This is a genomic window from Pseudobythopirellula maris (assembly GCF_007859945.1).
Classification (GTDB): domain Bacteria; phylum Planctomycetota; class Planctomycetia; order Pirellulales; family Lacipirellulaceae; genus Pseudobythopirellula; species Pseudobythopirellula maris.
Genome location: NZ_SJPQ01000001.1, coordinates 1,075,564 through 1,102,056, shown reverse-complemented (window position 1 = coordinate 1,102,056; position 26,493 = coordinate 1,075,564). Strand labels below are relative to the sequence as shown.

Here is a 26,493-nt window from a genome sequence, read left to right as displayed (position 1 = left end):
CGACACGGCGACACGAGCATCGGCGTTCCAACCCACCCGCCGGGGCAGGACCGCCACAGAGGGCGGTCTCTACAGGCCGAGTCATCAAACCCCGATGTCTTCGTTCCATAGCTCCGGCTTCTCGGCGATGAATCGGCGCATCAGCTCCACGCACTCCGGGTCGTCGACGATCTCGAGCTCCACGCCGCGCGAGCGGACGTAGTCTTCGGGGCCCTGGAACGTGCGGTTCTCGCCCACCACCACACGCGGCACGCCGTAGAGCAGGGCGGCGCCGCTGCACATGTCGCAGGGCGACAGGGTGGAGTAGAGGGTCGATCGCGCGTAATCGGCCGCGGTGAGCCGGCCGGCGTTCTCCAGGGCGTCCATCTCGGCGTGCAGCACGGCGCTGCCTTGCTGCACGCGGCGGTTGTGCCCTCGGCCGGCGATCTGGCCGTCAATCACCAGCACCGAGCCGATGGGGATTCCCCCTTCGGCTAACCCCAGGCGGGCCTCTTCGAGGGCGGCGGCGAGGAAGGGGTCCATGCGTATTTCTCCGCAAAAAACGACGCCGCTGGCGGCGAGATGTCCAAAACGCGCCCCGAGGGGTTAGGCCGGCGAGTGGCCCCGCGGGGGCGGGGCAATTAGACTAGAGGGCTACCCTCGCAGGCAACCTCACGGCCCCACCTTCCCCGCCCACTCGCCCCCCGCCCCCACGATGACCCCCGCCCCCCGGCCCGAAGCCTGGACCGAAACGACTCCTGTGCAGGTGCGTCGCACTTTGCGTGGCGTCGTCTTGGTGTTTGCGTTGGCTTGGTCTTTGCTGGCGACGCCCGTCGGGGCCTCCGACTGCTTCGAGACCAAGGACTTCGCGGCGCCGATCGAACAGGTCGAGCTCTACATCGCCGAGCATGGCGCCGATAACGTGCTGCTGGTGGTCGACATCGACAACACCATGCTCTCGATGGCCCAGGACCTGGGGAGTGATCAATGGTTCGAGTGGCAGTCGTACTTGCTCAAGCACGAGCCGGATTCGCCCGAACTGGCGGCGACTGACTTCGACGGGCTGCTCGAGGCCCAGGGGCTGCTGTTCACGCTCGGCAAGATGCGCCCGCCGCAGAGCACGCAGCCCGCGCTGATCAAGCGGGTGCAAGAGCAGGGAGTGCGGACGCTCGTGCTCACGTCGCGTGGCGACGACTTCCGGGCGGCGACCATTCGCGAGCTCGTGGCCAACGGCTACGACTTCCCCGAGACCGCCGTGACGCCGGCGACGCCCAAGGCGGGGCCTTACGCGCCGTACGACCCCAAGGCGCCGATGGCGGCGGGGCTGACCCAAGAAGAGTTCGAGGGATTCGGCCTCGGCCAGCCGCGACCGGTGAGCTACGCCGACGGCGTGCTGATGACCGCCGGCCAGCACAAGGGGGCGATGCTGCTCACGATGCTCCACCAACTAGAGAAACAGCCCGAGGCGATCGTGTTCGTCGACGACCACGGCCGCCACGTGTTGCGGGTGTACGACGCCCTCGTGCGGCGGGGCGTCGAGGTCTCGACTTTCCACTACCAGCACGAGGACGACCGTGTCGCCCGGTTCCGCTACAGCGACAAGCGCGATGTGGTGAACCGCTGGCGGCGTTTGCACGATGTGCTCGCCGAGGTGTTCGAGGCGCCCGAAGCATCGAATCCGACTCTCGGCCCCGCGGCCGCCTCTTCCTCGGCCGGCGCCGCGACCGCGCGTTGACTACTCCCCCTTTAGCGGCGCCACGGATGCAGCCCTACGAATTGATCGCCACGGTCGCCTTCGGGCTCGAAGCCGTGGTGGTGCGCGAACTCGCCGCCCTTGGCTACGAAGCCAAGCCGATCCAGCCCGGCCGGGTGCTGTTCCACGGCGACGCCGCCGCGATCGCCGAGGCGAACCTCTGGCTGCGCACCGCGGAGCGGGTGCTGGTCCGCTTGGCCGCGTTCGAAGCGACCGACTTCGGTCAGCTGTTCGACGGCGTCCGCGAATTGCCGTGGGAAGAGTGGGTCCCTGCGGACGGGGCGTTCCCGGTCAAAGGCCGCAGCGTCAAGTCGCAGCTCTCGAGCGTGCCGGCCTGCCAGAAGATCGTGAAGAAGGCCGCGGTCGAGGCGATGCGCGAGGCGCACGGCGTTGAGGAATTGCCCGAGACCGGCGCCGAGCACCAGATCGAGATCGCGCTCTTGAAGAACCAAGCGACCGTAACGCTCGACACGACCGGCGCCGGGCTGCACAAACGCGGTTACCGGCCGGGCTACGGCGTGGCGCCGCTGCGCGAGACACTGGCCGCCGGCGTGGTCCAGCTCAGCTTCTGGCGCCCCGGTCGGCCGTTCTGGGACCCGTTCTGCGGGGCCGGCACGGTGGCGATCGAGGCGGCGATGCTCGGCCGGCAGATCGCCCCGGGGCTCAACCGCCCGTTCGCCGCCGAGGCGTGGCCCGCGGTGGGCGAGGCGCCGTTCCGCGCGGCGCGCGAAGCGGCCGAGCGCCGCCGGCTGCCGCCGCTCACCGAGCGGATCCTCGCCACCGACGCCGACGAGGGGGCGCTCAAGCTCGCTAGGCAGAACGCCGTCGCCGCCGGCGTGGAAGAGGACATCCACTTCCAGCAGCGCGACTTTTCGGACTTGTCGTCCAAACGCGACTACGGCGTGCTGGTCACCAACCCGCCTTACGGCGAACGGCTCGGCGAGCGCGAAGAGATCGAGCGGCTCTACCGCACCATTCCCGACGTGCTGCGGCGCCTCAAGACGTGGTCGCACTCGGTGCTGACGGCGCGGCTCGACTTCGAGGAACTGGTGGGCCAAAAGGCCGACCGCCGTCGCAAGCTCTACAACGGCCGCATCGAATGCACGCTGTTCCAGTACCACGGCCCGAAGCCGCCGAAGAAGCGGGTTGAAGCCGACGAAGCTCCAGCCGCGGAGCTAGGCCAACCGCCCGCTAGCGAGCCGTCCGCTAACGATGCGCAGGCGATTGGTGCTGTCGAAACCACGGATCTCCCCGCCAAGGCCCCGGCGAAGAAGCCCTTTGCTCCTCAACCCAAGGAGCAAGCGTTCGGCGGGCTACGTGACGACGCGGGCCGGCAGGCGGAAGACTTTGCCAACCGGCTTCGCAAATTGGCGCGGCACCTGAGGAAGTGGCCCACCAAGCGCGGCATCACCTGCTACCGGCTCTACGACCGGGACGTGCCCGAGATCCCGCTCGCCGTGGACCGCTACGAAGACGCGCTGCACATTGCCGAGTACGAGCGGCCCCACGACCGCACGCCGGCCGAGCACGCCGACTGGCTCGACCACATGGTGCGCACGGCGGCCGACGCCCTGGAGACGCCGCGCGAGTTGGTCTACCTCAAACGCCGCGCCCGTCAGAGGGGCGACGACCAATACACCAAGTTCGCCGAGCGGGGCGTCGTCAAGCTCGTCGGCGAGGCGGGGCTGCGGTTCCGGGTGAACCTGTCGGACTACTTGGACACCGGGCTGTTCCTCGACCACCGCGTGACGCGCGGCATGGTCCGCGACGCGGCCGACGGCAAACGCTTCCTGAACCTGTTCGGCTACACCGGCTCGTTCACCACGTACGCCGCCGCCGGGGGCGCCACAGAGACGACCACGGTCGACCTGTCGCAGAATTATCTCGATTGGGGGCAGGAGAACCTCAGGCTCAACAAGTTGACCGGCCCGCAGCACAAGTTCGTCCGCGAGGACGGCCGGGCGTTCGTCGAGTCGTTGCCCGAAGAGCCGCTCTACGACCTGGCGGTGGTCGACCCCCCGACGTTCTCCAACAGCAAGCGGCTCGACGACGACTGGGACGTGCAGCAGCACGCCGCGCCGCTGCTCTCGTCGCTGGCCCGGAGGATGGCGCCGGGCGGGGTGATCTACTTCTCCACTAACTTCCGGCGGTTCAAACTTTACGAAGACGCCCTCGGCGGCCTGTCGGCCCACGAGATCAGCCGCCAGACCGTGCCGGAGGACTTTCGCAACAAGCGGATCCACCGCTGCTGGGTGCTGCGGAAGCAAGATTCTCAATAAGGGCTGGGAGTCGTTGCGAGACGACGCACGATGCATCGATTACTATGGGGAACCAATAATCCTTCGGCGCTATAATTCCCTTTTCACATCGGAACCTGATCCGTGAACCATTCAGCTCGCACTCGCGCTTTCCCAGCGCTGGCCGCCGCGTTCGCCTTGCACTTAGCCCTCGGCGTTGTGGGCGTGGAGGCCAACGAGATCGACGACCCATCACTGTTGCTCTTGCCCGAGCCGCCCCACGGGTTCGTCGTCGAGCGGCTGCCTCTGCTCCACGAGGGGAAGTCATTGGGTTTTATTGTTGTCTTGCACAAGCCCGGCTCGGGGGGGCGGGTCACGATGCAGGCCGAGACCAACTTCGACCGCACGACGCGACCGGCGCGGGTCGCCGCCACCAAGGGCTACGTGAACGGCGTCGCCGAGGGGCTTCACAAGCAAGGCTTCAAGATCGCCGAGAAACAGATCCCCGACATCGAGAAGGCAGATTTCTCTCAGCCGGTGGTCGTTAGTATCACTTACGCTAACGACGCGGGGGAGAAAATCTACTCGCGGCAGCGGCTGTTCTTCACGCAACACGGCTACAACGTGAATGTTCTGACGAGCGACCCTGAGGAACTCGAGCTGTTGAGTGAGTGGGCGAGCCGTGTCAGGCCCTACCGCGCTCCGAACTGAAAGGCGCCGCTCAGCTCGGTCACCAGGATCTCCCTTCGCCACCCCGGCTCGTGCAACGGCCAGCAGCGGGCGCAGCCGCCGGCGGAGGCGTTCGTGCGGTCCTCGCAGGCAAACGGCTCGCCGGTGAGCCGCGCCTCGCGCTGGCAGACCAGCTCGGCGGCCGACAGCTCGGGCGGGCCGAGCGTGGCGTTCGAGCGCCGCCACGTCACGCCGTCGTTGTCGAACACCGTCACGACGAGCGGCTCCGGCCAGCACTCCAGCAGCCGGCGGGCGACGAGCTCGTGGCTCGCGGTCGTGAAGACCGCCTTGATTGCCAGCAGGTCGGCGCCGCTGTGGGCGGCCGCCTCAAGGAACCACCGGCGCGGCAGCAGCAGCCGACCGGCCAGGCCATTGGCGGTCGACTCGCGTGCGGTGGGCGACGCCTCGCGCGGGTCGACCCCCAGCAGGTCGAACACCCGGTGCGCGACGTGCTCGCCGACCTCGTGGGCCACGGCCCACTGCCGCCGCTCGGGCCGCGCCTCGTTGGCCAGGGCGATCGCGCCGGCCAGCGGCGCCGCGAAACGCCCCGCCGTTGTTGGACGGCGGTAGCCGACGCGTCGCGCCCGGCCGGCCAACGACGCGTCGCCCGTCACCACAATGCCCAGCCGCCTGGCTAGCCGGAAGGCGTCGACCGGTGGGGCGTCGACCGCCGCCTCCCATAGCAGGTCTTCGGCACAGCGGTCGAGCGCCGCGGAGTGCTCCTCGTGCGTGAGCTCGGACAACATGGCGGCTGAACTCGCTTGAAGGGATTGGGGAAGCGGGGGGGGGTGCCGCCAAGTCGCCTAGGACGCCAGGAAGGGAAAGAAACGAATGGACAGGATTACAGGATCAGAAAGGGATCGACGGGATCCCTTCCATCCGCCTTTTCCTGTCGGTCCCTTCCCAATCCTGTAATCCTGTCTATTTCGTCTTGGCGTCCTTGCGACTTGGCGGTTCTCAAACAGGGTAGTGTAGTTATGTATACTATTCGGTGGCCACGGTTGCAAGCAGATTTGTCGTTTCACCGCTTGTCACTAACGGGCGGCGAACGGCACAATGAGGGGTCGGTCGACGCCCAACGCCTTCCCCTATCCAACGCCCGCCCTTTGACTCAGACCTTCACCAACGAACTCGAGCGCGCCGCCGGCCCCAAGGGGCGGTACGCCTTTATCAGCTTGGGCTGCCCCAAGAACACCGTTGACAGCGAGCGGATGCTCGGCATGCTGCGGCTGGAGGGCTACGAGTTGGTCAACGACCCGGTCGGCGCCGACTTCGCGGTGGTGAACACCTGCGGCTTCATCGAGTCGGCCCGCCAGGAGTCGTTCGCCTCGATCGACGAGATGCTGGACCTCAAGCGCCAGGGCAAGCTGCGCGGGCTGATCGTCTCGGGCTGTTTGGCCGAGCGGCAGAAGGAGCTGCTCCTGGAGCACCGCCCGGAGATCGATCACCTGATCGGCGTGTTCGGCCGCGACGAGGTGACGAAGATCGCCGACCGGCTGGTTGGCGGGCTCGAAGAGCAGCGGCTGGTGTTCCGCCCGGCGCCGGCCAAGCCGCTCGCCGACCAAGGCCGCCTGCGGATCACCCCCAACCACTTCGCGTACCTGAAGATCTCCGAGGGGTGTGATCGCCTCTGCACGTTCTGCGCGATCCCCAAGATGCGCGGCAAGCACGCCACCAAACCGATCGAAGAGGTCGTGGCCGAGGCCAAGGAGTTGGCCGCCGCGGGCGTTCGCGAGCTGGTTGTCGTGGCCCAAGACACCACGTACTACGGCATGGATCTGTACGGCGAGCCGCGCCTGGTCGAGCTGCTCCGCGAGCTGGAGAAGGTCGAAGGGCTCGAGTGGATCCGGCTGATGTACCTCTACCCGATGTACTTCACCGACGAGCTGATCGACCTGATCGCCGGCAGCGAGCGGATCGTGCCGTATCTCGACATGCCGTTGCAGCACATCAGCGACCGGATGCTCAAGCGGATGCAGCGTCGCGTGTCGGCGGCGCCGACCAAGGAGCTGGTCGCCAAGCTCCGCGAGCGGATCCCGGGCGTCGTGATGCGCACGACGCTGATCGCCGGCTTCCCGGGCGAGACCGACGAGGACTTCGCCGAACTGGCCGAATGGATCGCCGAGGCGCGGTTCGAGCGCCTCGGCGTGTTCACCTACTCGCTGGAGCCCGACACGCCGGCGGCGCGGTTGCCGAATCACTTGCCAGAAGAGGTCAAAGCCGAGCGGCGCGACACGCTGATGGCGATCCAGCAGCAGGTCGCCTTCGACTGGGGCGACGCCCAAGTCGGCCGCCAGTGCGACGTGCTGATCGATGGCCCCGTGCCCGACGAGCCCACGGCCTGGATCGGCCGCACCGCGGCCGACGCCCCGGACGTCGACTGCGCAACGTTCGTCACCGGCGAAGGCCTCAAGCCGGGGCAGATCGTGCCGTGCGAGATCGTCGCTCGCAGCGGTTACGACTTGGTCGCCGTGGCGGTTGGCGATGCGCGGTGAAGGCTGGTCACGGGTACGTGTGAATGGAAGCGAATCGCCTGATTGATCGCCCGCCGCTTCGTCTCCCAGCAGAGGAAGAGCTTGTCGCTGCTCATTCTCCCTTCTCAGCATTCGTCCCCATCCGCGCTTATTCGTGGGCTGTCTTCCGTATAAGCTTGAGGCCATGAACGGAACTCCCGATAACGTGCCGCTCGGCAGCCTGCGGAACGTGCCGAACCAGCTGACGATCGCCCGGCTCGTGCTGTCGGGCGTCTGCTTCGCGGCGATCCACGTGGGCTGGTACTTCACGGCGCTCGTGCTGTTTGTCGTGGCGGCCGGCACCGACTGGCTCGATGGCTACTGGGCCCGCCGCTTCAACCAGATCACCAAGATCGGTCGGGTGCTCGACCCGTTCGCCGACAAGATCATCATTTGCGGCGTGTTCATCATGCTCGCCGCCCAGCCCGGCTCGCACGTGCCCGCGTGGGTCGCGGTCGTGGTGACCGCCCGCGAGATGCTCGTCACAGCGCTGCGGAGCTTCATCGAGGCCGCCGGCGGCGACTTCTCGGCCCAGTGGGTCGGCAAGTGGAAGATGGTGTTCCAATGCGCGGCCGCGGGTTTTAGCCTGCTGACGCTCTGGCTGGCGGCGGCCGGCCGGCCGGCCGAATCGCTCCGCCCCTTCGGTCTGACGACCGACGTGTTGGTGTGGATCGCCCTCGCGCTGACGATCTACTCCGGCTGGGGCTACGTGGCCGCCGCGCTGCGGATGACTCGCTCGGCCGCTACCGACAATGAGGCGCCGTGAACGATCTCCCCCAGCCTGTTTGGTTGCCGGTCTACGCGGCGCTTGTGGCCGTGGCCGGCTTCATGGTCTGGACATCGGCGTTCGTCAACCGGATGCGCGACGGCTGCGTGCTCCCTTTCGAGCCGCGTCGGCCGGTCCCGTGGAACGCGGTCGGCATGGCGCCCGGGCTCCTGCTGCTGGTGCTCGCGACGCTCGGCACCCTGGCGGGCGGGGGCGAGCCCGCCGAGACGCTCGACGATCTTGCCTTCATCGGCAACCTGGCGGCGGCGATCGTGTTCTCTTTCGTCGTGCTGCTCGGCGCTCTCGGCTGGGTCTGGCAAGAGTCGGGCGCCAAGGCGAGCGACCTCGGTCTGGCCGGCGGCCTGCGGCGCGTGGCGGGCGACGTGCGACTGGGCGTTATGGGCGTCTTCGCGTCGCTCGTGCCGGTCTACCTCGTGTCGACCGTGCTGGCCCAGTACGTCGAGCCGCCGAAGCACTCGCTTCTCGAAAAGTTGCTCGATCGTCCCGGGTTGAGCGTTTGGTCGGTGATCGCATTTGCGGCGGTCGTGATGGCGCCGATCGTCGAAGAGTATATCTTCCGCGTGCTGATGCAGGGCTATCTGGAGCGGCCCGACGTTCTCGGCCGCCGGCTGGAAGAAGAACCGCTCGCCGAGCAATCGGAAGAAGAGCGAGCAGGGCAACACGCCGAACCGTTGGAGGAGGGCTCCGACGAGCCGCTCGACGACGAGGCGGGGTGGGGCGACGACTTCGTGCCGCTAGCGCCGATCTCCACGCCACGCACGGCGTGGGCGCCGATCGTGATTTCTTCGCTCTTGTGGGCGCTCACCCACCAGGGCCAAGGCTCGGCGCCGGCGCCGTTGTTCGTGCTCGGTTTGGTGCTCGGCTATATCTACCAACGCACCCACCGTGTGCTCCCGTGTTTGGTCCTGCACGCGGTGTTCAACGCTCTGTCGCTGACGATGGCGTGGGCGCTGCTCAAATCGCAGGACCTCGACCTCGATCTTGTACCCGTAGCGCCATGAGCGACGGCGAGCAAGTCGACCTGCGTGAGCACGACGAGGGGGTCGTCGTTCCCGTGCTGGCCCACGCCGGCGCGCGGCGCGAGGGGGTGCTCGGCGTGCGGCAGGGGAGGCTGAGGGTCGCCGTCTCGGCGGCCCCCGAAAAGGGCAAGGCGAACAAAGCTATCGCCGCGGTGCTCGCCGATTTCTTCGGCGTCGCCGCGAGCCGAGTGGAGCTGGCGGCCGGCGCCACGAACCCGCAGAAGCGGTTGCTTGTCCGGGGGCTGGAACGCGACGCAGCGCGCGAGGCGATCGCAGCGAAATTTTGAAGGGATGGCCATGAAAGGGCACGAAGATAAAAAACCGCGGATTCCACGGATCGGATAACTCGGGTGAGGGCTGCCTCGATTCATCCGTGCCCATCCGTGTGATCCGTGGTCTCGTTCTTTCGAACTCATATACGCCTCTTGAGTCCCATCTTCTTCACGGCAAGCAATGGCTCGACGCGATCCGGCGGCGATCCGCGACAGAATGTCCCGTTGTTCGATCGGTGGTTGAATGCGTATTATAAAAGCCTGCCCACCGGCGCCTTAGGCCGCTAGCGTCTGACGGATTAGCGCCGCCGCCGCCGCCCTCGCCTTGCCCTCCCGCGTTTTCAATATTCCATGCGTAAGTCGCTCGCCCGCTTCGGTCGCTTCGGTTTTTTGGTGCTGCTCACGGTCGCCGCCTTTGCGGCGATGTGGTGGGTCAGCTCCAAGAGCGACGGGACGACGGTCTCCGGCTCGGAGGTGGCGGCGCCCTCGCCCACCGTGGCGTCCAAGACGCCGGTCGTGGCCATCGACGCGGAGCCACGGCTCTGCGACGTCACGGTCAAGTTCAGCGGCCGCATCGAACCGTGGGAGACTTACACGCTGGGCTTCGAGATCGGCGGCCGGGTGCTGGAGTTGGGCGTCAACGAAGCCGGGGCGCCGCTCGACGATGGCGACCGGGTCTCCGCCGGCCAAGTGCTGGCGCGGCTCGACGACCGCGTGCTCCGCGCCCGCCAGAGTGAGGCGGTGGCCCAGTACGAGCAAGCGGCCAGCGACATGCAGCGGGCCCGTCGGCTCAGGGAGCTCAACAGCGGGGCGTTGACCGATTCGGAGTACCAAGAGTATCTCACCACGCTCGCCCTGGCCAAAGCGGGTCAGGAGATGGCGGTCAAGAACCTCGAGGATTCGGCGATCGTCTCCCCGGTCGACGGCGTGATCTCGCGGCGGATGGTCGAAGCGGGCGAGTCGGTCGGCGCCAACGACGCGGTGTTCGAGGTCATCGAGAACCGCGACCTGCTCCTCGTGGTCGGTGTTCCCGAGTCGCGAGTCTTGGAGCTTCAGTCCCGCCTGCGGGCGGTCGCCGAGGCGCGCCGCGGCCCGCTCCGTGACCCCGAGGACGGCGTGTTCCGGGCCCGCGTGCAGCTCGAGGGCCGCGACGTGTACGGCGCCCGCTACGACAGAATCGACGCCGAGGTTTACCGCATCGCGCAAACGGCCCACGAAACGACCGGGTTGTTCGACATCGAGATCCGCATCCCCAACGAAGAGAACCGCCTGCGGGCCGGCATGATCGCCACGGCCGAGATCGTCACCGATCGCCTGCTCGCCTACCGGCTGCCGGAAACGGCGGTGCTGTTCCGCTCGGGTAAGTCGTACCTGTTCACCGTCGATCGCCAGACCGAGCCGATGCAGGTGATGTTCTGGGACAGCCAACCGACCGACGTCTGGCGGGCCCGCCGCGTCGACCTCGCGCGGCTCGTCGATCTCGGCCAGGAGGTGCTCGTGCCGGCGGGCGAGGTCGAACTGAGCAACCTCGTGGTCCGCGGCCACCAGCGACTGGCCGACGGCCAACTGGTGCGGCTGATCGACAGCGAGGAAGAGCCCACCGAATCCAATTTCACCGCCGGCCGACTGTAGTAACCGCCGAGTCGCCAAGGACGCCCAGAAAGCATGCTCCGACAGGATCAACAAGATCGACGGGGCAAGAAGTTGCCGGGGCGAACTTGATCCCGTGAACCCTGTCGATCCTGTCAAGATTTCTCCTTAGCGTCTTGGCGGTTCTCTCCTTTTTTCCCAACGTCATTAGCCCGCCCATGAAGATCAGCGAAGCCGCCATCGACCGGCCGCGCATGGTGGGCGTGATGACGCTCATGGTCGTGCTGCTAGCGGTCTTCGCCGCGGTGCAGACCCCCGTGCAGCTCTCGCCGGCGATCACCAAGGCGGTGATCCTGGTCGCCGTGCCGTACCCCGACTCGCAGCCGAGCGAGGCCGAGAACGAGATCGCCCGCAAGATCGAAGACGCGCTCACCGAGCTGCAAGCGGTCGACTTCATGGCTTCGACCAGCATGCGCGGCTCCTCGGTCACGCAGGTCGTGTTCCTCGACGGCGTCGACCCCGACGACGCCCGCCGCGAAGTCAAAGACCTCGTCGACCGCATCCGCAACGAGCTGCCCGCCGGCCGCGAGGTGCAGCCGGTGGTCACCGACATGGACTTCGAGAACATGCCGCTGATGCTGGTCAACATCACCCCGCCGGCGGGGTTCGACGACCGGGCGCTCAAGCAGATCGCCGAGGACGTGCAGGACCAGATCGAGACGGTCGACGGCGTGGCCAACACCCAGCTGTTCGGCGGCAAAGAACGCGAGATCCAGGTCGACATCCACCCCGACTTGGCGGCCGAGTACGGCGTGTCGCTCGCCCAGCTGCGTCAGTCGCTGGCCGACTTCCACGCCGAGCTCCCCGCCGGCGCCTTCGAGACCGGCAGCTTCGACCGCAGCATCCGCAACGAGACCAAGCTCCGCGGCGTCGACGACATCCGTAGCGCGGTCGTCACCCGCCACGCCGACCGCGTGGTGCGGGTCTCGGACGTGGCCACGGTGGTCGACGGCTACCGCCGGGTGAAGAACCTCGCCGAGTTCGACGGCCACGCCGGGGCGACGATCATCGTCAACAAGGAGGCCGACATCAACTCGCTCGGCGCCGCCGTGGCGGTGCGTGAGATGGTCGACAGCCTCCGCGAGCGTTACCCCGACCTCACGTTCTCGATCACCCGCGACGCCTCGCAGGAGATCTGGGTGATGTTCCGCGTGCTCGGCTCGAGCGCGATCTTCGGGGCCCTTTTGGTGCTGGTGATCTTGGCCTGGACCATGGGCCTGAGGATCTCGGTGCTGGTGCTGATCGCCATCCCGTTCAGCATGGCGGTGGCCCTCATCTTCCTGTTCTTCGCCGGCATCCCGGTGTCGAACATGGTGATCTTCAGCTTCATCCTCGTGCTCGGCATGGTCGTCGACGGGGCGATCATCGTCGCCGAGAACATCCACCGCCACATCGAGATGGGCAAAGACCCCGACCGGGCGGCCAAGGACGGCATCGAGGAGGTCGGCGTGCCGGTCATCGCCGCCGACCTCACCACCGTGGCCGCCTTCCTGCCGATGCTGCTGGTGCCCGGCATCATGGGCGACTTCATGTCGGTGATGCCCAAGGTGGTGAGCGTCGCGCTCATTGGCTCGATCTTGGTCGACCACTTCGTGATCCCCACCCTGGCGGCGCGCTGGTACGGCAAGCAGCCCAAGGCGGCCGACCCCGCCGGCGGCGGCGAGGACCTCAGCCACAGCGACTTCCACCACTTCGGTTTCTTCACCCGCACCTACGCCCGCTCGCTGCGGTTCGCACTGGACCACCGCGGCATGGTGATCGTGTGGTGCATCCTGGCGTTGTGGGGCGCCAAGATCCTGATCGGCCACTTGGGATTCAACTTCTTCCCCACCAGCGACCGCGGACAGTTCATCGTCCGCTACGAGCTGCCGCTGGGCTACAGCATCGAGGAGACGCTCGAGGCGTCGCGCGTGATCACCAAGCCCCTGGAGCGTTGGCGCGACACGGGGGCGCTGAAGCATTACGTCACGTCGGTCGGCTCGTCCGGCGGGCTGGCGATGCGCGTCGACGACGACCCCGCCTCCGGACCGGAGTTCGGCCAGGTGCAGGTCGAGATGCTCCCGCCGATGGACCGCTCGGTCGAACAGGCCGACGTCATCCGCTACCTGCGTGAGAACATCAAGCCGCTGCCCGGCATGACGTTCACCATCGAGGAAGTGCAAGACGGCCCCCCCGGCGGGGCCGAGGTGTCCGTGCGGCTCACCGGCGACAACCTCGATCAGATGGGCGCCGTCGCCGAGCGCATCACCGAGCGCATGAAAGGAATCCGCGGAGCGGTCGACGTGACGACCGACTACCGCCCCGACAGCCCCGAGCTGATCATCGAGCCCAAGCCCGAGGTCGTCGGCCTGTTCGGCATGACCGAGGCCCAGATCGCCGCGGCGGTGCAGATCGCCATCGCCGGCGACAACCGCATCCAGATCACACTCGACGACGAAGACGTCGACCTGCGCATCCAACTCGCCGGCGAGTTCCGCAGCAGCCCGCACGACATCGAGCGGCTGATGCTCACCGGCCCCGACGGCCGCAAGGCGTCGATCGGCTCGGTCGCCGAGCTGCGGCGCGACACCGGGCTGTACAGCATCAACCGCTACGACCGCAACCGAGCCGTCGTGGCCAAGTGCAACGTGAACGAGCCGCTCACCGCGGCCCAAGTCTTCGAGATCCTGTCGAGCGAAATCCTCCCCGAGCTCGGCTTCGAGGGGCTCAAGTCGGGCGAGATGATGCTCGAGGGCTTTCCTAAGGCGTATGTCGGGGCGGTCGCCACCCAGGCCGAGGGGGTGCAGGCCGAGTTCACGGGCGAGAACGACGAACGCGACAAGAACTTCGGCTACCTGCTCTGGAGCATGATCATCGCCGTGGTCCTGATCGCCGCGATCCTCGCGATCCAGTTCAACAGCCTCCGCCAAAGCGCCGTGGTCATGGGCGCCGTGCCGCTCTCGTTCATCGGCGTGGTCTTGGGCATGTGGGCCACCGGCTTCCCGTTCAGCCTGGCCACGTTCATCGGCCTGGTGAGCCTCACCGGCATCGTCGTGAACGACGCGATCGTGCTGGTCGACTTCACGAACCAGGCCCGCCGCGACGGCCTCGACGTGCGCGAGGCGCTCATGCAGGCCGGCGTCCACCGCCTGCGACCGGTGCTGCTCACCACCGTGACGACCTGCGGCGGCCTGCTGCCGCTGATGCTCAACATCTCCGGCGGCGCCGAGTTCTGGCAGCCGCTCACCGGCGCGGTGGTGTTCGGCCTGGCGTTTTCCACGGTGCTCACGCTGGTGGTGATCCCCTGCATGTACAGCATGGCCTACCGCCGACCGACACTCACCGAGCTTGGTACGTTCACGGGCTTCGCGGTGCTGCTGTTCGTGATCCTGCCGATGCTGTCTGCGTTTTACGAGAGCATCCGCGTCTTTATCGACAACGCCGCTCTGCTATCCTAGGCGGGTGCGAAACTCCTACGACACTCAAGACACGGTGGTCGCCATCGCCTCGGCCCGCGGCGCCGCGGAGCGCGGGATCGTGCGGCTCTCGGGTCCCGACGCGTTGGGAGTTGTCGGCCGCCTAGTCGAAGTCTGGGCGCCGCCAGAATCGCCATCGGTCCTGCCGCAGCAGCGTGTGCGATTGCTGCTCAGTGGCGCCGAACGCTCGCTGCCTTGCGACCTGTTCGTTTGGCCCGACACGCGCAGCTACACCGGCCAGCCGAGCGCCGAGCTGCACACGGTCGGCTCGCCGCCGGTCTTAGACGCCCTGGTCGCCGCCGCCTGCGCGGCGGGCGCCCGGCTCGCCGAGCCGGGCGAGTTCACGCTGCGGGCGTTCCTCGCCGGGCGGCTCGACCTGACGCAGGCCGAGGCGGTGCTCGGCGTGATCGACGCCCGCGGCGACACGGCCCTGCGCGCCGCGCTCGAGCAACTCGCCGGCGGCTTGTCGGCCCCGCTGGGCGAACTCCGCGCGACGCTCTTGGGGCTGCTGGCCGAACTCGAGGCGGGGCTCGACTTCGTCGACGAGGAAGACGTCCGTTTCATCGAACCCGAGGTCTTGTTGCACCGGCTCACCGAGGCGGCCGCCACGCTGCAAGTCGTTAGCAATCAAGCGGGCCAGCGCGGCGACTCGACCCGCGCGCCGCGAGTGGTGCTCGCGGGCGAGCCGAACGCCGGCAAGAGCAGCCTCTTCAACGCTCTGCGTCAGCGATACGGTGTGGAGCCGCCGCCTGCCGAGGCGCTGGTCTCCCCGGTTCGCGGCACGACCCGCGACGCGGTGACCGCCACGCTCGACATGGGCGGCGTGGCTTGTGAGTTGGTCGACACCGCCGGCGTCGATGGCGACGGGCCGATCGACCCGATCGACGGCCGAGCCCGACGCTCGGCCGATCGTCTCCGCCAAGACGCCGATCTCGTGCTGTGGTGCGAGCCTCCCGGCGCCCGAACGGTCGTGAGCGTTGCCGCCGAGCGGCGGCTGCGCGTTAGCACCAAGTGCGACCTCGGCGACGAGAACAACAGTCCCTTGTGCGGCAATCCCGCTGCAGGAGGCCGTTGGGCGACCAGCGCCGCCACCGGCGCCGGGCTCGAAGAGCTCGCCCAGGCGATCGCCCACCGCTTGGCGAGCGGGGAGGACGACGACTCGTCGGCCGTCGTTTCGCACACCGCGGCCCGCTGCCGCGAAAGCCTCATCCGCGCCGCCGAGGGGCTCGCCGGCGCCCGCGATCTGGCGGCGGCAGGGGAGGGCGAGGAGCTTGTCGCCTTGGAGCTTCGCGCCGCGCTCGACGCCCTGGGGGCCGTGACCGGGGAGGTGGTCACCGACGACGTTCTGGACCAGATCTTCGGAAAATTCTGCATCGGCAAATAAGACGAGCAGCGGCAACTTTCGCTCCCGCCGCCACTGCGTTAGCATCGTGTGCTTCCCCCCACCCCCCTGGGAGCCCGCGCCATGCCGGACATCGTCGCCCTGATCGACCACGCGGTCTTGCACCCCACCCAAACGGCCGACGACGTGCGCAAGGCGTGCGCCATGTGCGCCGAGCTCGGCGCAGCGAGCGTTTGTGTCAAGCCGTCGCACGTCGCCGTAGCGGCCGAGGCGCTCCGCGGGTCGAAGACCGTGCCGAGCACCGTGATCGGCTTCCCGCACGGCGGCACGAGCACCGCCGCCAAGGCGGCCGAGACCCTGCAGGCCTGCGACGACGGCGCTGTCGAAGTCGACATGGTGGTGAACATCGGCCAGACGCTCGCCGGCGAGTGGGACGCGGTCGCCGCCGACATCCGCGCGGTGGTCGACGCCGCCAAGTCCAAGGGCGCCGTCACGAAGGTGATCTTCGAGACCGGCCTGCTCCCGGACGACGCCACGAAGGTCAAGCTCTGCGAGCTCAGCGAGGCGGCCGGCGCCGCCTACGTGAAAACCTCCACCGGCTTCGGCTTCGTCAAAGCGGACGACGGCTCGCTCAAGTCGACCGGCGCCACCGAGCACGACATCGCCCTGATGCGAGCGAGCTGCGGCCCGGGCGTGAAAGTCAAAGCCTCGGGCGGCGTGCGCAGCTACGAAGACGCCGTGAAGCTCGTCGCCTTGGGCGCCGAGCGGCTCGGCACGAGCGGCACCGAGGCGATCGCCGCCGGCCAACGCGGCGAAACCGCCGCCAGCTCCGGCTCCTACTGAATCAATTAACCACGACGGAACAAAGGAACAACGGAAGGAAAAGCGCCCACGAATACACGTGAATAAGAAGCGAGTTCCCCTGCTTTTTCATTCGCTCTTATTTGCGCGTATTCGTGGGCGGCATCACATCGTTCCTTAGTTCCTTCGTGGTTCACCCCTAACGACCAAGAAACAATGCAAGAACTCTACGCACAGATCGAAGAGGCGTCCGCCGCCATCCGCAAGCATTGGGATCGCACGCCGCACGCCGGCATCATCCTTGGCACCGGCTTGGGCGGGTTGGCCGATCAGATCGAGGTGGAGGCGACGATCGACTACTCGGAGGTACCCCACTTCGCCGTCTCCACGGCCACGAGCCACCGCGGCCGGCTGGTTTGCGGCACGCTTGCCGGCGTGCCGGTTGTGGCGATGGAGGGCCGCATCCACCAGTACGAGGGCTATCCGCTGCAGCAGATCACCCTGCCGGTGCGGGTGATCAAGGCCTTGGGCGCCGAGCTGATGATCATCTCGCAGGCCGTGGGCGGGATGAACCCGCAGTACAAGCCGGGCGACGTGATGGTGATCGACGACCACATCAACCTGATGGGCGACAACCCGCTCGTGGGCGTGAACGACGACCGCCTCGGCCCCCGCTTCCCCGACATGTCGGCGCCGTACGACCCGGAGCTGATCGACGTGGCGCTGGGCGTCGCTCGTAAAGAGGACTTCGTCGCGCACAAAGGCGTGTCGGTCGCCGTCACGGGCCCCTGCCTCGAGACCCGCGCCGAGTACCGCTTCCTGCGTATGATCGGCGCCGACGTGGTCGGCATGTCGACCGTGCCCGAGACGATCGTCGCCGTGCACGCCGGCCTGCGGGTGTTCGGCATGTCGGTCATTACCGACATGTGCCTGCCGGACGCCCTCGAGGTGGCTCAAGTCGACGAGATCATCGCCACCGCCAACTCGGCCGAGCCGAAGCTGCGGGCCCTGGTCGAGGGCGTGCTCGCCCACGAAGCCGCTAAGAAATAGCTAACCACGAAGGAACTAAGGAACAACGAAAGAAGATAAGTTGCCCACGAATACGCGCGAATAATGGTTCAATAGAGAACGCTTATTCGTTCTTATTGGCGTGTATTCGTGGGCAGCTTCCGTCGTTACTTAGTTTCTTCGTGGTTCACTCCAAAAGGACACCCGTTGCAAGGACTCCGCCAGCAGATCGAAGAGGTCGCCGCCGCCGTGCGCCAGCGGACGGATCTGGCGCCGCGCGTCGGGATTATCCTCGGCTCGGGCCTCGGCGGCTTGGCCGACGAGATCGAGGGCGCCACGGCGATCCCTTACGGCGAACTGCCCCACCTGCCGCAATCGACCGCGGTGGGCCACGCCGGGCGGCTGGTGTTGGGCGAACTGGACGGCATGCCCGTGGTCGCCATGCAGGGCCGGTTCCATCTGTACGAGGGCCGCTCGGCGAGCCAGTCGGCGATGATGGTCTACGTCATGAAAGCGCTCGGCGTGCGGACGCTGGTGGTCACCAACGCCGCCGGCGGCATCAACCCGCAGTACCGCGTCGGCGACCCGATGCTCCTGGACGACCACATCAACCTGATGTTTCGCAACCCGCTCGTCGGCGTGAACGACGACGAGCTGGGACCCCGCTTTCCTGACATGTCGGCCCCGTACGATGTTCGGCTCGGCGAGGCGGCCCTGGCCGCCGCCCGGCGCGAGAACTTCGTCTGCCACCGTGGCGTTTACGCCGGCATGCTGGGGCCGACCTACGAGACGCGGGCCGAGTACCGCATGCTCCGCCGCCTCGGCGCCGACGCCGCCGGCATGTCGACCGTGCCCGAGGCGATCGCCGCCCAGCACGCCGCGTTGCCTTGCGTCGCGATCTCAACGATCACCAACGAGTGCTCTCCGGACAAGCTGGGCGAGACCAGCGGCGACGAGGTCGTCCACGCCGCCGACGCCGCTAGCGGCAAGGTTCGTGCGATGGTGCGGGCGGTGCTCGCGGCGGTTGGGTAGTTCCGTGCTCTAAGCCACTCCCCGGCCTTACGGCCCGGGGCTCGCCAGCGCTTTTGTGTTCCGACCTCTCACCTCTGACCTCCGGCCTCTCTCAATGACTCCCGCAGCCCTGATCTCGAAGAAACGCGACGGCGCTGAGCTCTCGGCCGAGGAGATCGGCTCGCTGGTCGACGGTTACGTCGATGGCTCGGTGGCCGAGTGCCAGATGAGCGCGTGGGCGATGGCGGTGTTCCTCCAGGGGATGACCACGGCCGAGACAGCGGCGCTCACCGACGCGATGCTCCGCTCGGGCGAGACTTTCCAGTGGGAACCGCAAACGGATCGGCCGCCGACGGGCGACAAGCACTCCTCGGGCGGTGTGGGCGACAAGGTTTCGATCCCGCTGGCGCCGGCGCTCGCTTGCTGCGGGCTGTGGGTGCCGATGATCTCGGGCCGCGGCTTGGGCGCCACCGGCGGCACGCTCGACAAGCTCGAGTCGATCCCCGGCTTCAATGTCGACTTCGACATCGCCGAGACGCAGCGGCTCGCCCGCGAGCTGGGCTGCGTCATCTGTAGCGCGTCGCCCAAGCTCGTGCCGGCCGACCGCAAGCTCTACGCGCTGCGCGACGTGACGGGCACGGTGCCATCGATCCCGCTGATCACGGCCAGCATCATGAGCAAGAAGCTCGCCGAGGGGCTCGATGCGTTGGTGCTCGACGTGAAGTGCGGCAGCGGCGCTTTCATGAAGACCCGCGAGGCGGCCCACGCCTTGGCCGTGTCGCTGGTGGAGACCGGCAAGCGGATGGGTGTGAAGACAGCGGCGCTAGTGACGGACATGAACCAGCCGCTCGGCCGGCTGGCGGGCAACGCCGTGGAGATCGACGAGTCGGTCGCGTGCATCGAAGGCGCCGGCCCGGCGGACCTGCGCGACTTGACCGTCGCCTTGGGTGGCGAGCTGCTCGCTTTGGCCGGTCTGGCGAAGGACGACGCCGAAGGCCGCACCAAGCTCACCGCCACGCTCGACGACGGCACGGCCCGCGAGAAGCTGGCCGAGATGGTCCACGCCCAAGGGGGCGACCTCGACGCCCCCCGCCCGCGGGCCGCGGCGAGCGAGGTCGCGGCCGAGCGTGCGGGCGTTGTCACGGCGGTCGACACCGAGGCGCTCGGCTGGGCGGTGATCGAGCTGGGCGGCGGCCGCAAGCAGCTTGGCGATGAGCTCGACCACTCGGTCGGCCTGGAGATGCTCGTGCGGATCGGCGACCAAGTCGACGCCGGCCAGCCGCTCGTGACGCTGTTCGCCAACTCCGCCGGTCGCGAAGCGGCGCAGCGACTTGTGGCCGCGGCGGTTACGATCGGGGATGATGCGGCCCCTGAGCCGCCGCTCGTCATCGAGAGGATCGACTGAATCACATGGAAGCCAAGACCCAAGCCGGACTCGTCGCCGCGGCCCTCGGGGTCCGCGACAAGGCGTACGCGCCGTTCTCCCAGTTCTACGTCGGCGCCGCGGTGCTGGGCGACGACGGCAAGGTCTACTCGGGCGTGAACGTCGAGAACAGCTCGTACGGCCTGACGATCTGCGCCGAGCGCATCGCCGCCGGGGCCGCGGTCACCGGCGGGGCCAAGCGGCTCGCGGGCGTCGCCGTGGCGACCGAGGGCGCCCACCGGCCGTGCGGCGCCTGCCGGCAGTTCCTTTACGAACTCGCCGAAGAGACCACGCCGGTCTTGCTCGTCGACTCGGCGACGGGCGAGGTCGCCCACCGTCTCACGCTCGGCGATCTGCTGCCGGGCGGGTTCCGGCTCTCGAGTTAGCAGGCTTCTCGGGGTGGCCCACGCCTGTTCGACACGCCATTTACGCGTGCGAATAATTCCACTTGCGCCCGGCGTGACGACTACTGGCTCTCGGGCGACGGCGCGTCGGCCGGCGTCTGTTCGGCCGGCGGCTTTTCCGCCGCACGCTTGATGCCTCGCAGCATGCCCCCGAAGACGAAGTGGTGCAGCGGCGCCACGGCGTACCAGTAGGCCAGGCCCAGCAGGCCCCGCGGCCAGAAGCGGGCCGTCATCCGCAAGAGCGATTCGTCGGGCGTGTCGGTGGGGTCGATCTCGAACTCCAGCCGCGCGACGCCCGGCAGCTTCATCTCGGCGTGCAGTTGCAGCAAGCGGGGCCGCTCGACGCCCACCACCCGCCAGAAGTCGAGCGCCTCGCCATAGCGTATTTCTTCTCGGTGGCGTCGGCCGCGACGCAAGCCGGGGCCGCCGACAAACTGGTCCATCCAGCCGCGCAGCCGCCAGAGCACGTCGCCCCAGTACCAGCCGTGGCCGCCGCCCACGCGGCAGACCGCCCGGAACACGTGCTCCGGGTCGGCGTCGATGCGGATCGAGCGGGCGTCGCGGAACTCCTTGCCGCCAGCCCATTCGGGGTCGCCCGGCATCGGCCCGGCGACCGCCCAGTGGGTGTCGACCTGGTCGTCGCGGGCGCGGGTCAGCGCGCGATCGATCGCCTCGCTGACCCCCAGGGCCTCGTGCGGCATGAGCCGCTGCACGTCGTCGTTGGTCACGACCACCCGGTTGCGCAGGCCGTCGGCCAGCGGGCGGGCGATGCGGTACGTGACCGGCGTGACAAGGCTGATCCAGGCCGAGCTGAGTCGCGGGGTGAGGACCGGCACGGGAATGATCCACCGCCGCGGCAGACCGATCGACTTGGCGGCGGTCTGCATCAACTCGTTGTAAGTCAGCACGTCGGGCCCGCCGATCTCCAGCACACGGCCGGCGGTGTCGGGCGCGTCGAGGCAGGCGACCAACCAGTGCAGCACGTCGGCGATGGCGATCGGCTGACACTCGGACTGCACCCAGCGCGGAGTGATCATCACCGGCAGTCGGTCGACCAGGTAGCGGAGGATCTCGAACGAGGCGCTCCCCGAGCCGATGATGATCGCCGCCCGGAACACGGTGACCGGCACGCCCGCCGAGCCGAGCACCTCTTCGACCTCGCGACGCGATCGGAGGTGCTCGCTCAGCGTGTCGTCTACCTCGCCGAGCCCGCCGAGGTAGACGATGCGACCCACGCCTGCGGCGGCGCAGCCGTTGGCGAAGTTTTCTGCGAGCCGGCGGTCGCGGTTGGCGTATTCCTCGCCGGCCGCCTCCATCGAGTGGATCAGGTAGTACGCTGCCGCGCAGCCTTTGAGCTGCTCGGCCAGTTCCTTGGCGTCGGAGAGGTCGCTCTTGACGACCTCGACCCCCGGTTCGTTGCGCCAGGGCCGATCGTCGAGTTTCTTCGGGTCGCGGACCAGGCAGCGGATCGCGTAGCCGCGCTCCAAGAGACGCGGCGCCAGTCGCCCGCCCACGTAGCCCGTGGCTCCGGTCACGGCGATGCACTGGCCCGTCTCGGCGTTGTGCTGAGTGGAGGCTTCGGTCATGGCGTCGCGCCGGGAGTTCGCAAGAAAGGAACCAGGGCCCAATGCGGTTCTGGGAAAACCTGGAATACCATCTTATCCCCCACGCCGAACTCGAACGCCAAACCGCTGGATCGGACCGCCGGATCGGCCAACGCCCAAAGGCGCCGCAGGGCGCTGCGAGCATACCACGCGGATCGAACGGACCGGAAGTGAAGGCGGACGGTTTGTCCGCCTGCTTCGATCCGGATAGGCCGGCCGTCGAGGGTCCCCTGAAGACGGCCGGCGAGCGTCAGTTTGGGGCTGTTGCGTTGTCCTTGGTCCGAACCTTGATCGTCCCACTCAGGTTCCAGTGGGCGTGCTCGGCGTTGTCGCCCACACCGCTGGGGATCTTGAGGTCCATGTCGTCGAACTCGTAGGCGATCTCGGCGCCGCGGCCGGTCAGCCGGTCGTACAGGCCGATGGCCAATTCGGGCCAGTTGGTGGTGTGGTCGTTGGAGGGCATGGCGGGGCTCCTTGGGTTGGGTGCAAGGGGTGCGTCGCCCGCGTGGCGACAGACATACCTTAGGAGCTCGCCCCGTCGTGACCAGAAATTTCACCATCGCCCGAGATCACGCCCGCGTCGGCCGAGTACGGTGGCCTACGAGCGGCGACGCCCGCAGACGTAGCCGAAGAGCAAGGCCGTGAGAGCGGCGCCCGTGGCCGGTTCGGGGATGGCCGCCGAGGCCGCTTGCCAGGCGTCGCGCCAAACGGTGAAGTCGGCGGCGTCGACGCGGCCGTCGCCGTTGCCGTCCGCTTGCAGGCCCGTCGTCAGACCTAGCGAGGCGTCGAACCGGGCGCCGTACGAGTCACGCCACACGGCGTAGTCGCCCTGGTCGACCTCGCCGTTGCGGTTGTAGTCGCCCGCGGGGAGCACCGCCCGCAGGGCCGCCTCGCCGAGCAGGGCGTGCGCTTCGCGCGTGGGGTGCACGCCGTCCCAGAAGACGTAGCCGGGCGCGCCGTCGAGGTCGCCGCCGGCCGCCTGCTGCCCCTTGTCGGTCGTGTTGGTAAAGCCGAGTGACGCGGCTTGGTCGATCATCTCGCTGAAGGTCTGTGCGAGGTCGAGCCGGTGGAAGGTCACGCCCGTGTGGGCCGTCTCGATCGTGTCGTACACGCCGCTGAGGGCGTTGTTGTAGTCACGTGTGGTGGCCGAGATCGCCGCGGCCGACGAGCCTCCCAGGTAGTCGGGCGTCAGACCGAGCAGCGGGAGGTTGATGCCGAGCAACTGCCGGGCGCCGACGCCGACGAGCCGCTCGATCTGCGATTGCACCACTCCGGCCGGCGTGGCGACGTTGGTCTGGCCGCCGAGCAAATCGTTGGCGCCGATAAAGACGACGAACAACGCGTTGGGATCGGCCTCCGAGCCGCCGAGCCGATCGAGATAGGCGTCGACCTGCTCGACGAGCGAGTTGAGAAACAACCCGCTGAACCCGCCGGGGCCGTCGGTCTCGGCTCCGCCGTAGGCGAAGTCGTCGCCCCCCACGCCGTCGCGGGTGAGAACGCCGAGGCCGAGCCCCGCGGAGAGATGCTCCGAATAGACCGGCCCGTTGCTGAAGCGGCCTTGGTAGTAGTCGGCGCCGGGGAACACGCCCGCCGTCCAGTAGGCGGTGTTGCCGACGTCCGAGAGACTGTCACCGAACACGATCAAGTCGGAGTAGGGGCCGGCGGCGGCGACAGGGGCGAGCGCGAACAGCGCCGCCGCGAGCACACAACCACGACGCAGCGAATCGAGGCGAATCATTGGGGCGGCCTGGCTCGTTGATATGGCGCTGAGAATCCGGCGACTTACGTCGCCGGCTCGCCGCTCACGCCTGGTGGGCGTGCGCTACGAGCTCCTTGTGGCGCTCGAGGTCTTCCGACTCCATCGCCGCCAGGTAGGGGAGGTTGCGGTACAGGTCGTCGTAGTCGAGGCCGTAGCCGACGACGAACTCGTCCGGGATGTCGAACGCCACGAAGTCGGGCTGCTGCTCGACCTCTTGGCGGCCGTGCTTGCGGAGCAGCACCGCCGAGCGGAGCGACTTGGGATTGAACTCGCGCATCTTGTCCATCACTTTGACCAGCGTGTGGCCGGTGTCGAAGATGTCGTCCACCAAGAGCACGTCGCGGCCGGCGATGTCGAGCATCAGCTCGGCGTTCACCGTGAGCTCGCCGCGGGTGGTCGTGGCGCCGGCGTAACTGGAGGCCTCGATCACGCCGACGCGGATCGGCAAGTCGATCATGCGGATCAGGTCAGAGACCACCACCAAGCTGCCCGTGAGCACGCTGACGATCGTCAGCGGACCGCCGTTGTACGTGCCGGCGATCTCGTCGGCCACACGGGCGACGCCCTGCTTGAGGTCTTGTTCGCTGTAAAGGATCTTCATGTCGCCCGCCGTGGTCGTTGTTCGGTAGTTGAAAGCAAAGTCGGGATGACGCAACGAATAGGGATCGTCAAAGTATCTCCCCTCCCCACAAGGGGGAACGGAGCATCTGTCAGCTGAGCTGTTCAATCGTTTACGCAGAATATCTAGAGCAGTACGCCGGCCACGCACGCGGTCATGAACGCCGCCAGGCTGCCCCCTATCATCGCCCGCAGGCCCAATTTCGCCAAGTCGCCGCGGCGCTCGGGGGCGATGCCGCCGATGCCGCCGAGCTGGATGCCGATCGAGGCAAAATTCGCGAAACCGCAAAGGGCGTAGGTCAGGATCGTGATGCTGCGTGGGCTGAGTTCGGGTGATCCCTCGGCGCCGGCAACCCACTCGCCGAGGCGCTGGTAGGCGATAAACTCGGTGGCGAACCATTTGACGCCCAGCAGCTCGCCGGCGGCCATGCAGTCCTTCCACTCGATCCCCATGATCCACGCCAGCGGTGCGAAGCCGTAGCCGAAAAGTTTTTCCAGGGTCCATACGGGGGGGGCTTCGCCGGGGACGATGCCCGCTCCGTGCAGCACGCCGCCGCTCCAGCCCAACAGGCCGTTGGCTACGGCGATCAGGGCGGTGAACACGAGCAGCATGGCGCCCACGTTGAGCGCGAGCTTCAGCCCGCCGGTCGTTCCGGCCGCCACGGCGTCGAGCACGTTGACGCTCTCGCTCTCGACCTTGATGGCGACCTTGCCGAGGGTTTTGGGCTCTTCGACCTCGGGCTGCATGACCTTGGCGACGAGCAGCGCGGCGGGCGCCGAGATGACCGACGCGGCGAGCAGGTCCTTGGCCGCAATGCCCATGTCGGCGTAGGCGGCCAGCACGCCGCCGGCGATCGTGGCGAAGCCGCCGACCATCACGGCGTTCAGCTCGCTCATGGTCATCGAGGCGATGTAGGGCCGGATCACGAGCGGCGCCTCGGTCTGGCCGACGAACACGTTGGCGGCGGCCGACAGGGTCTCGGCGCCCGAGGTGCCGAGCGTCCTCTGCATGATCCAGGCGAACTGGCCGACGACCCACTGCATGACGCCTAGGTGGTAGAAGATCGACATGAAGGCCGAGAAGAAGATGATGGTCGGCAGCACCTTGAAAGCCAGGAAGTGCTCGCGGAAGTCAGAGCCGAAGACCAACTCGCAGCCGGCGTCGCTGCATCCCAAGAGCGCCATGAAGGCGTCGTCGGCGGTCTCGAACAACTGGGCGCCCCACGGCGTGCGCATCACGAACCAGGCGAACAGGAACTGCAGCGCGAGCCCGCCCCCAACGATCCGCCAGTTCACACGCCCCTTGTGCGAACTCATCAGCCAAGCGAGGCCGATCATCACGAAGAGGCCGAAAAGGCTTATCAGGCGTTCCATGGGCGAGCACTCAGCTGTTAGCTGTCAGCGGTCAGCTTTGCAGAGGAAGGGAAGGGCTGACAGCTGATCGCTGAGTGCTGACAGCTTGGCGGGCGTCAGCCCGTCGTATGAAAAATGCGGTCGCCGGCGTCGCCAAGACCGGGGACGATGAACTTCTGGTCGTTCAGCACCGGGTCGATCTTGCAGACGTAGACCTGGGCGTTGGGGAACTGGTTGTCTTGCAACTGGGCCTCGACGTTCTTGATCCCCTCTTCCGAGGCGATGATCGAGAGGATCTTCACCTGGCCGACGCCCCATTGCTTGAGGGTGTCGAGCGCCGCCATCACCGAACCGCCGGTCGCCAGCATCGGGTCGACCACGAGCGCCACATCGACCGGCCGCTGCGGCGGCAGCTTGCTGTAGTACTCGACCGGCTGGGCGGTCTCCTCGTCGCGGTACAGGCCGAGGTGCCACACCTCGGCGGTGGGGATCAGGTCGAGCACCGGATCGACCATGCCCAAACCGGCACGCAGGATCGGCACCAAGCCGATGCGTGGGGCGAGCTTGGAGCCGGGGGTTGTGGTGAGCGGGGTCTCGACGCTCGTCTCGACGGTGTCGAGGTCTTGGGTCGCCTCGTAGGCGAGCAGCGTGGCGAGGCGCCGCACGAGGGCTCGAAACTCCTCGGGCGAGGTGGATTTGTCTCTGAGCCGGCTGAGGTGGCAGGCGATCAGCGGGTGGTCGACTTCGAAGACGCCTGGCAAGATGCCCTCCACTCC

23 protein-coding genes are annotated in these 26,493 nt (G+C 67.7%); 15 read left to right on the top strand and 8 right to left on the bottom strand.

The window, feature by feature from the left end; translation table 11 throughout:
* Positions 1 to 84 precede the first annotated feature (84 nt).
* Positions 85 to 522 (bottom strand): nucleoside deaminase, encoded by a 438-nt coding sequence (locus Mal64_RS04070; protein WP_146397307.1) that lies wholly within the window; start codon positions 520 to 522, stop codon positions 85 to 87.
* 172 nt (positions 523 to 694) lie between these two features.
* On the opposite strand from Mal64_RS04070, the gene Mal64_RS04065 reads away from it, so the two are divergent.
* The 3 genes from Mal64_RS04065 to Mal64_RS04055 all read left to right on the top strand — a co-directional run bounded on the left by Mal64_RS04065 (position 695) and on the right by Mal64_RS04055 (position 4,680).
* Positions 695 to 1,714 (top strand): DUF2608 domain-containing protein, encoded by a 1,020-nt coding sequence (locus Mal64_RS04065; RefSeq protein WP_146397304.1) that lies wholly within the window; start codon positions 695 to 697, stop codon positions 1,712 to 1,714.
* 26 nt (positions 1,715 to 1,740) lie between these two features.
* Positions 1,741 to 4,011: a bifunctional 23S rRNA (guanine(2069)-N(7))-methyltransferase RlmK/23S rRNA (guanine(2445)-N(2))-methyltransferase RlmL gene (rlmKL, locus tag Mal64_RS04060; RefSeq protein WP_146397302.1), complete on the top strand. Its 2,271-nt coding sequence runs from the start codon at positions 1,741 to 1,743 to the stop codon at positions 4,009 to 4,011.
* 102 nt (positions 4,012 to 4,113) lie between these two features.
* A complete protein-coding gene (locus Mal64_RS04055) occupies positions 4,114 to 4,680 on the top strand; it encodes a hypothetical protein (protein WP_146397300.1) in 567 nt (188 codons plus the stop codon).
* Here Mal64_RS04055 and Mal64_RS04050 read toward each other — a convergent pair.
* On the bottom strand, positions 4,662 to 5,444 hold the full coding sequence (locus tag Mal64_RS04050; RefSeq protein WP_146397298.1) for an ImmA/IrrE family metallo-endopeptidase: 783 nt from the start codon (positions 5,442 to 5,444) through the stop codon (positions 4,662 to 4,664). The genes Mal64_RS04055 and Mal64_RS04050 overlap by 19 nt on opposite strands.
* Positions 5,445 to 5,804: 360 nt before the next feature.
* Here Mal64_RS04050 and rimO point away from each other — a divergent pair, with 360 nt between their 5' ends.
* The 12 genes from rimO (at position 5,805) to cdd (ending at position 20,365) form a co-directional block, all read left to right on the top strand.
* Positions 5,805 to 7,193 (top strand): 30S ribosomal protein S12 methylthiotransferase RimO, encoded by a 1,389-nt coding sequence (gene rimO / locus Mal64_RS04045; RefSeq protein ID WP_231993576.1) that lies wholly within the window; start codon positions 5,805 to 5,807, stop codon positions 7,191 to 7,193.
* A 163-nt stretch (positions 7,194 to 7,356) separates the two neighbouring features.
* On the top strand, positions 7,357 to 7,977 hold the full coding sequence (gene pgsA / locus Mal64_RS04040) for a CDP-diacylglycerol--glycerol-3-phosphate 3-phosphatidyltransferase (RefSeq protein WP_146397294.1): 621 nt from the start codon (positions 7,357 to 7,359) through the stop codon (positions 7,975 to 7,977).
* Complete coding sequence (locus tag Mal64_RS04035) at positions 7,974 to 8,999, top strand: CPBP family intramembrane glutamic endopeptidase (RefSeq protein ID WP_146397292.1); 1,026 nt, start codon at positions 7,974 to 7,976, stop codon at positions 8,997 to 8,999. The genes pgsA and Mal64_RS04035 overlap by 4 nt, the downstream gene beginning before the upstream one ends.
* Positions 8,996 to 9,304 carry a DUF167 domain-containing protein gene (locus tag Mal64_RS04030; RefSeq protein WP_146397290.1) on the top strand — a complete coding sequence of 103 codons (309 nt, stop codon included), beginning with the start codon at positions 8,996 to 8,998 and terminating at the stop codon, positions 9,302 to 9,304. The genes Mal64_RS04035 and Mal64_RS04030 overlap by 4 nt, the downstream gene beginning before the upstream one ends.
* 336 nt (positions 9,305 to 9,640) lie before the next feature.
* Positions 9,641 to 10,921 (top strand): efflux RND transporter periplasmic adaptor subunit, encoded by a 1,281-nt coding sequence (locus Mal64_RS04025; RefSeq protein ID WP_146397288.1) that lies wholly within the window; start codon positions 9,641 to 9,643, stop codon positions 10,919 to 10,921.
* Between the two features lie 176 nt (positions 10,922 to 11,097).
* Positions 11,098 to 14,376 carry an efflux RND transporter permease subunit gene (locus Mal64_RS04020; protein ID WP_146397286.1) on the top strand — a complete coding sequence of 1,093 codons (3,279 nt, stop codon included), beginning with the start codon at positions 11,098 to 11,100 and terminating at the stop codon, positions 14,374 to 14,376.
* A gap of 4 nt (positions 14,377 to 14,380) precedes the next feature.
* Positions 14,381 to 15,778 carry a tRNA modification GTPase gene (locus tag Mal64_RS04015; RefSeq protein WP_197525434.1) on the top strand — a complete coding sequence of 466 codons (1,398 nt, stop codon included), beginning with the start codon at positions 14,381 to 14,383 and terminating at the stop codon, positions 15,776 to 15,778.
* Positions 15,779 to 15,859: 81 nt separating this feature from the next.
* Entirely contained in the window at positions 15,860 to 16,579 is a 720-nt protein-coding gene (gene deoC, locus Mal64_RS04010; RefSeq protein WP_146397282.1) for a deoxyribose-phosphate aldolase, read from the top strand.
* A 174-nt stretch (positions 16,580 to 16,753) separates the two neighbouring features.
* Positions 16,754 to 17,587, top strand: coding sequence for a purine-nucleoside phosphorylase (locus Mal64_RS04005; protein WP_146397280.1), 834 nt, complete (start codon positions 16,754 to 16,756; stop codon positions 17,585 to 17,587).
* A gap of 165 nt (positions 17,588 to 17,752) precedes the next feature.
* The gene (locus tag Mal64_RS04000) at positions 17,753 to 18,577 is read left to right on the top strand and encodes a purine-nucleoside phosphorylase (protein WP_231993575.1); all 825 of its coding nucleotides are present in this window, start codon (positions 17,753 to 17,755) and stop codon (positions 18,575 to 18,577) included.
* 94 nt (positions 18,578 to 18,671) lie between these two features.
* Positions 18,672 to 19,961 carry a thymidine phosphorylase gene (locus Mal64_RS03995; protein ID WP_146397278.1) on the top strand — a complete coding sequence of 430 codons (1,290 nt, stop codon included), beginning with the start codon at positions 18,672 to 18,674 and terminating at the stop codon, positions 19,959 to 19,961.
* 5 nt (positions 19,962 to 19,966) lie between these two features.
* On the top strand, positions 19,967 to 20,365 hold the full coding sequence (gene cdd, locus Mal64_RS03990) for a cytidine deaminase (protein WP_146397276.1): 399 nt from the start codon (positions 19,967 to 19,969) through the stop codon (positions 20,363 to 20,365).
* 80 nt (positions 20,366 to 20,445) lie between these two features.
* On the opposite strand, the gene Mal64_RS03985 is transcribed toward cdd, so the two are convergent.
* The 6 genes from Mal64_RS03985 to upp form a co-directional block, all read right to left on the bottom strand.
* Positions 20,446 to 21,969 carry an SDR family oxidoreductase gene (locus Mal64_RS03985; protein WP_146397274.1) on the bottom strand — a complete coding sequence of 508 codons (1,524 nt, stop codon included), beginning with the start codon at positions 21,967 to 21,969 and terminating at the stop codon, positions 20,446 to 20,448.
* Positions 21,970 to 22,237: 268 nt separating this feature from the next.
* Entirely contained in the window at positions 22,238 to 22,450 is a 213-nt protein-coding gene (locus Mal64_RS03980; RefSeq protein WP_146397272.1) for a hypothetical protein, read from the bottom strand.
* Between the two features lie 135 nt (positions 22,451 to 22,585).
* Positions 22,586 to 23,725 carry an SGNH/GDSL hydrolase family protein gene (locus tag Mal64_RS03975; protein ID WP_146397270.1) on the bottom strand — a complete coding sequence of 380 codons (1,140 nt, stop codon included), beginning with the start codon at positions 23,723 to 23,725 and terminating at the stop codon, positions 22,586 to 22,588.
* Between the two features lie 64 nt (positions 23,726 to 23,789).
* Complete coding sequence (gene hpt, locus Mal64_RS03970) at positions 23,790 to 24,401, bottom strand: hypoxanthine phosphoribosyltransferase (protein WP_315852746.1); 612 nt, start codon at positions 24,399 to 24,401, stop codon at positions 23,790 to 23,792.
* An 89-nt stretch (positions 24,402 to 24,490) separates the two neighbouring features.
* Positions 24,491 to 25,738, bottom strand: coding sequence for a NupC/NupG family nucleoside CNT transporter (locus Mal64_RS03965; protein WP_146397268.1), 1,248 nt, complete (start codon positions 25,736 to 25,738; stop codon positions 24,491 to 24,493).
* Positions 25,739 to 25,833: 95 nt separating this feature from the next.
* The gene (gene upp, locus Mal64_RS03960) at positions 25,834 to 26,478 is read right to left on the bottom strand and encodes a uracil phosphoribosyltransferase (protein ID WP_231993574.1); all 645 of its coding nucleotides are present in this window, start codon (positions 26,476 to 26,478) and stop codon (positions 25,834 to 25,836) included.
* Between the last annotated feature and the right edge of the window lie 15 nt (positions 26,479 to 26,493).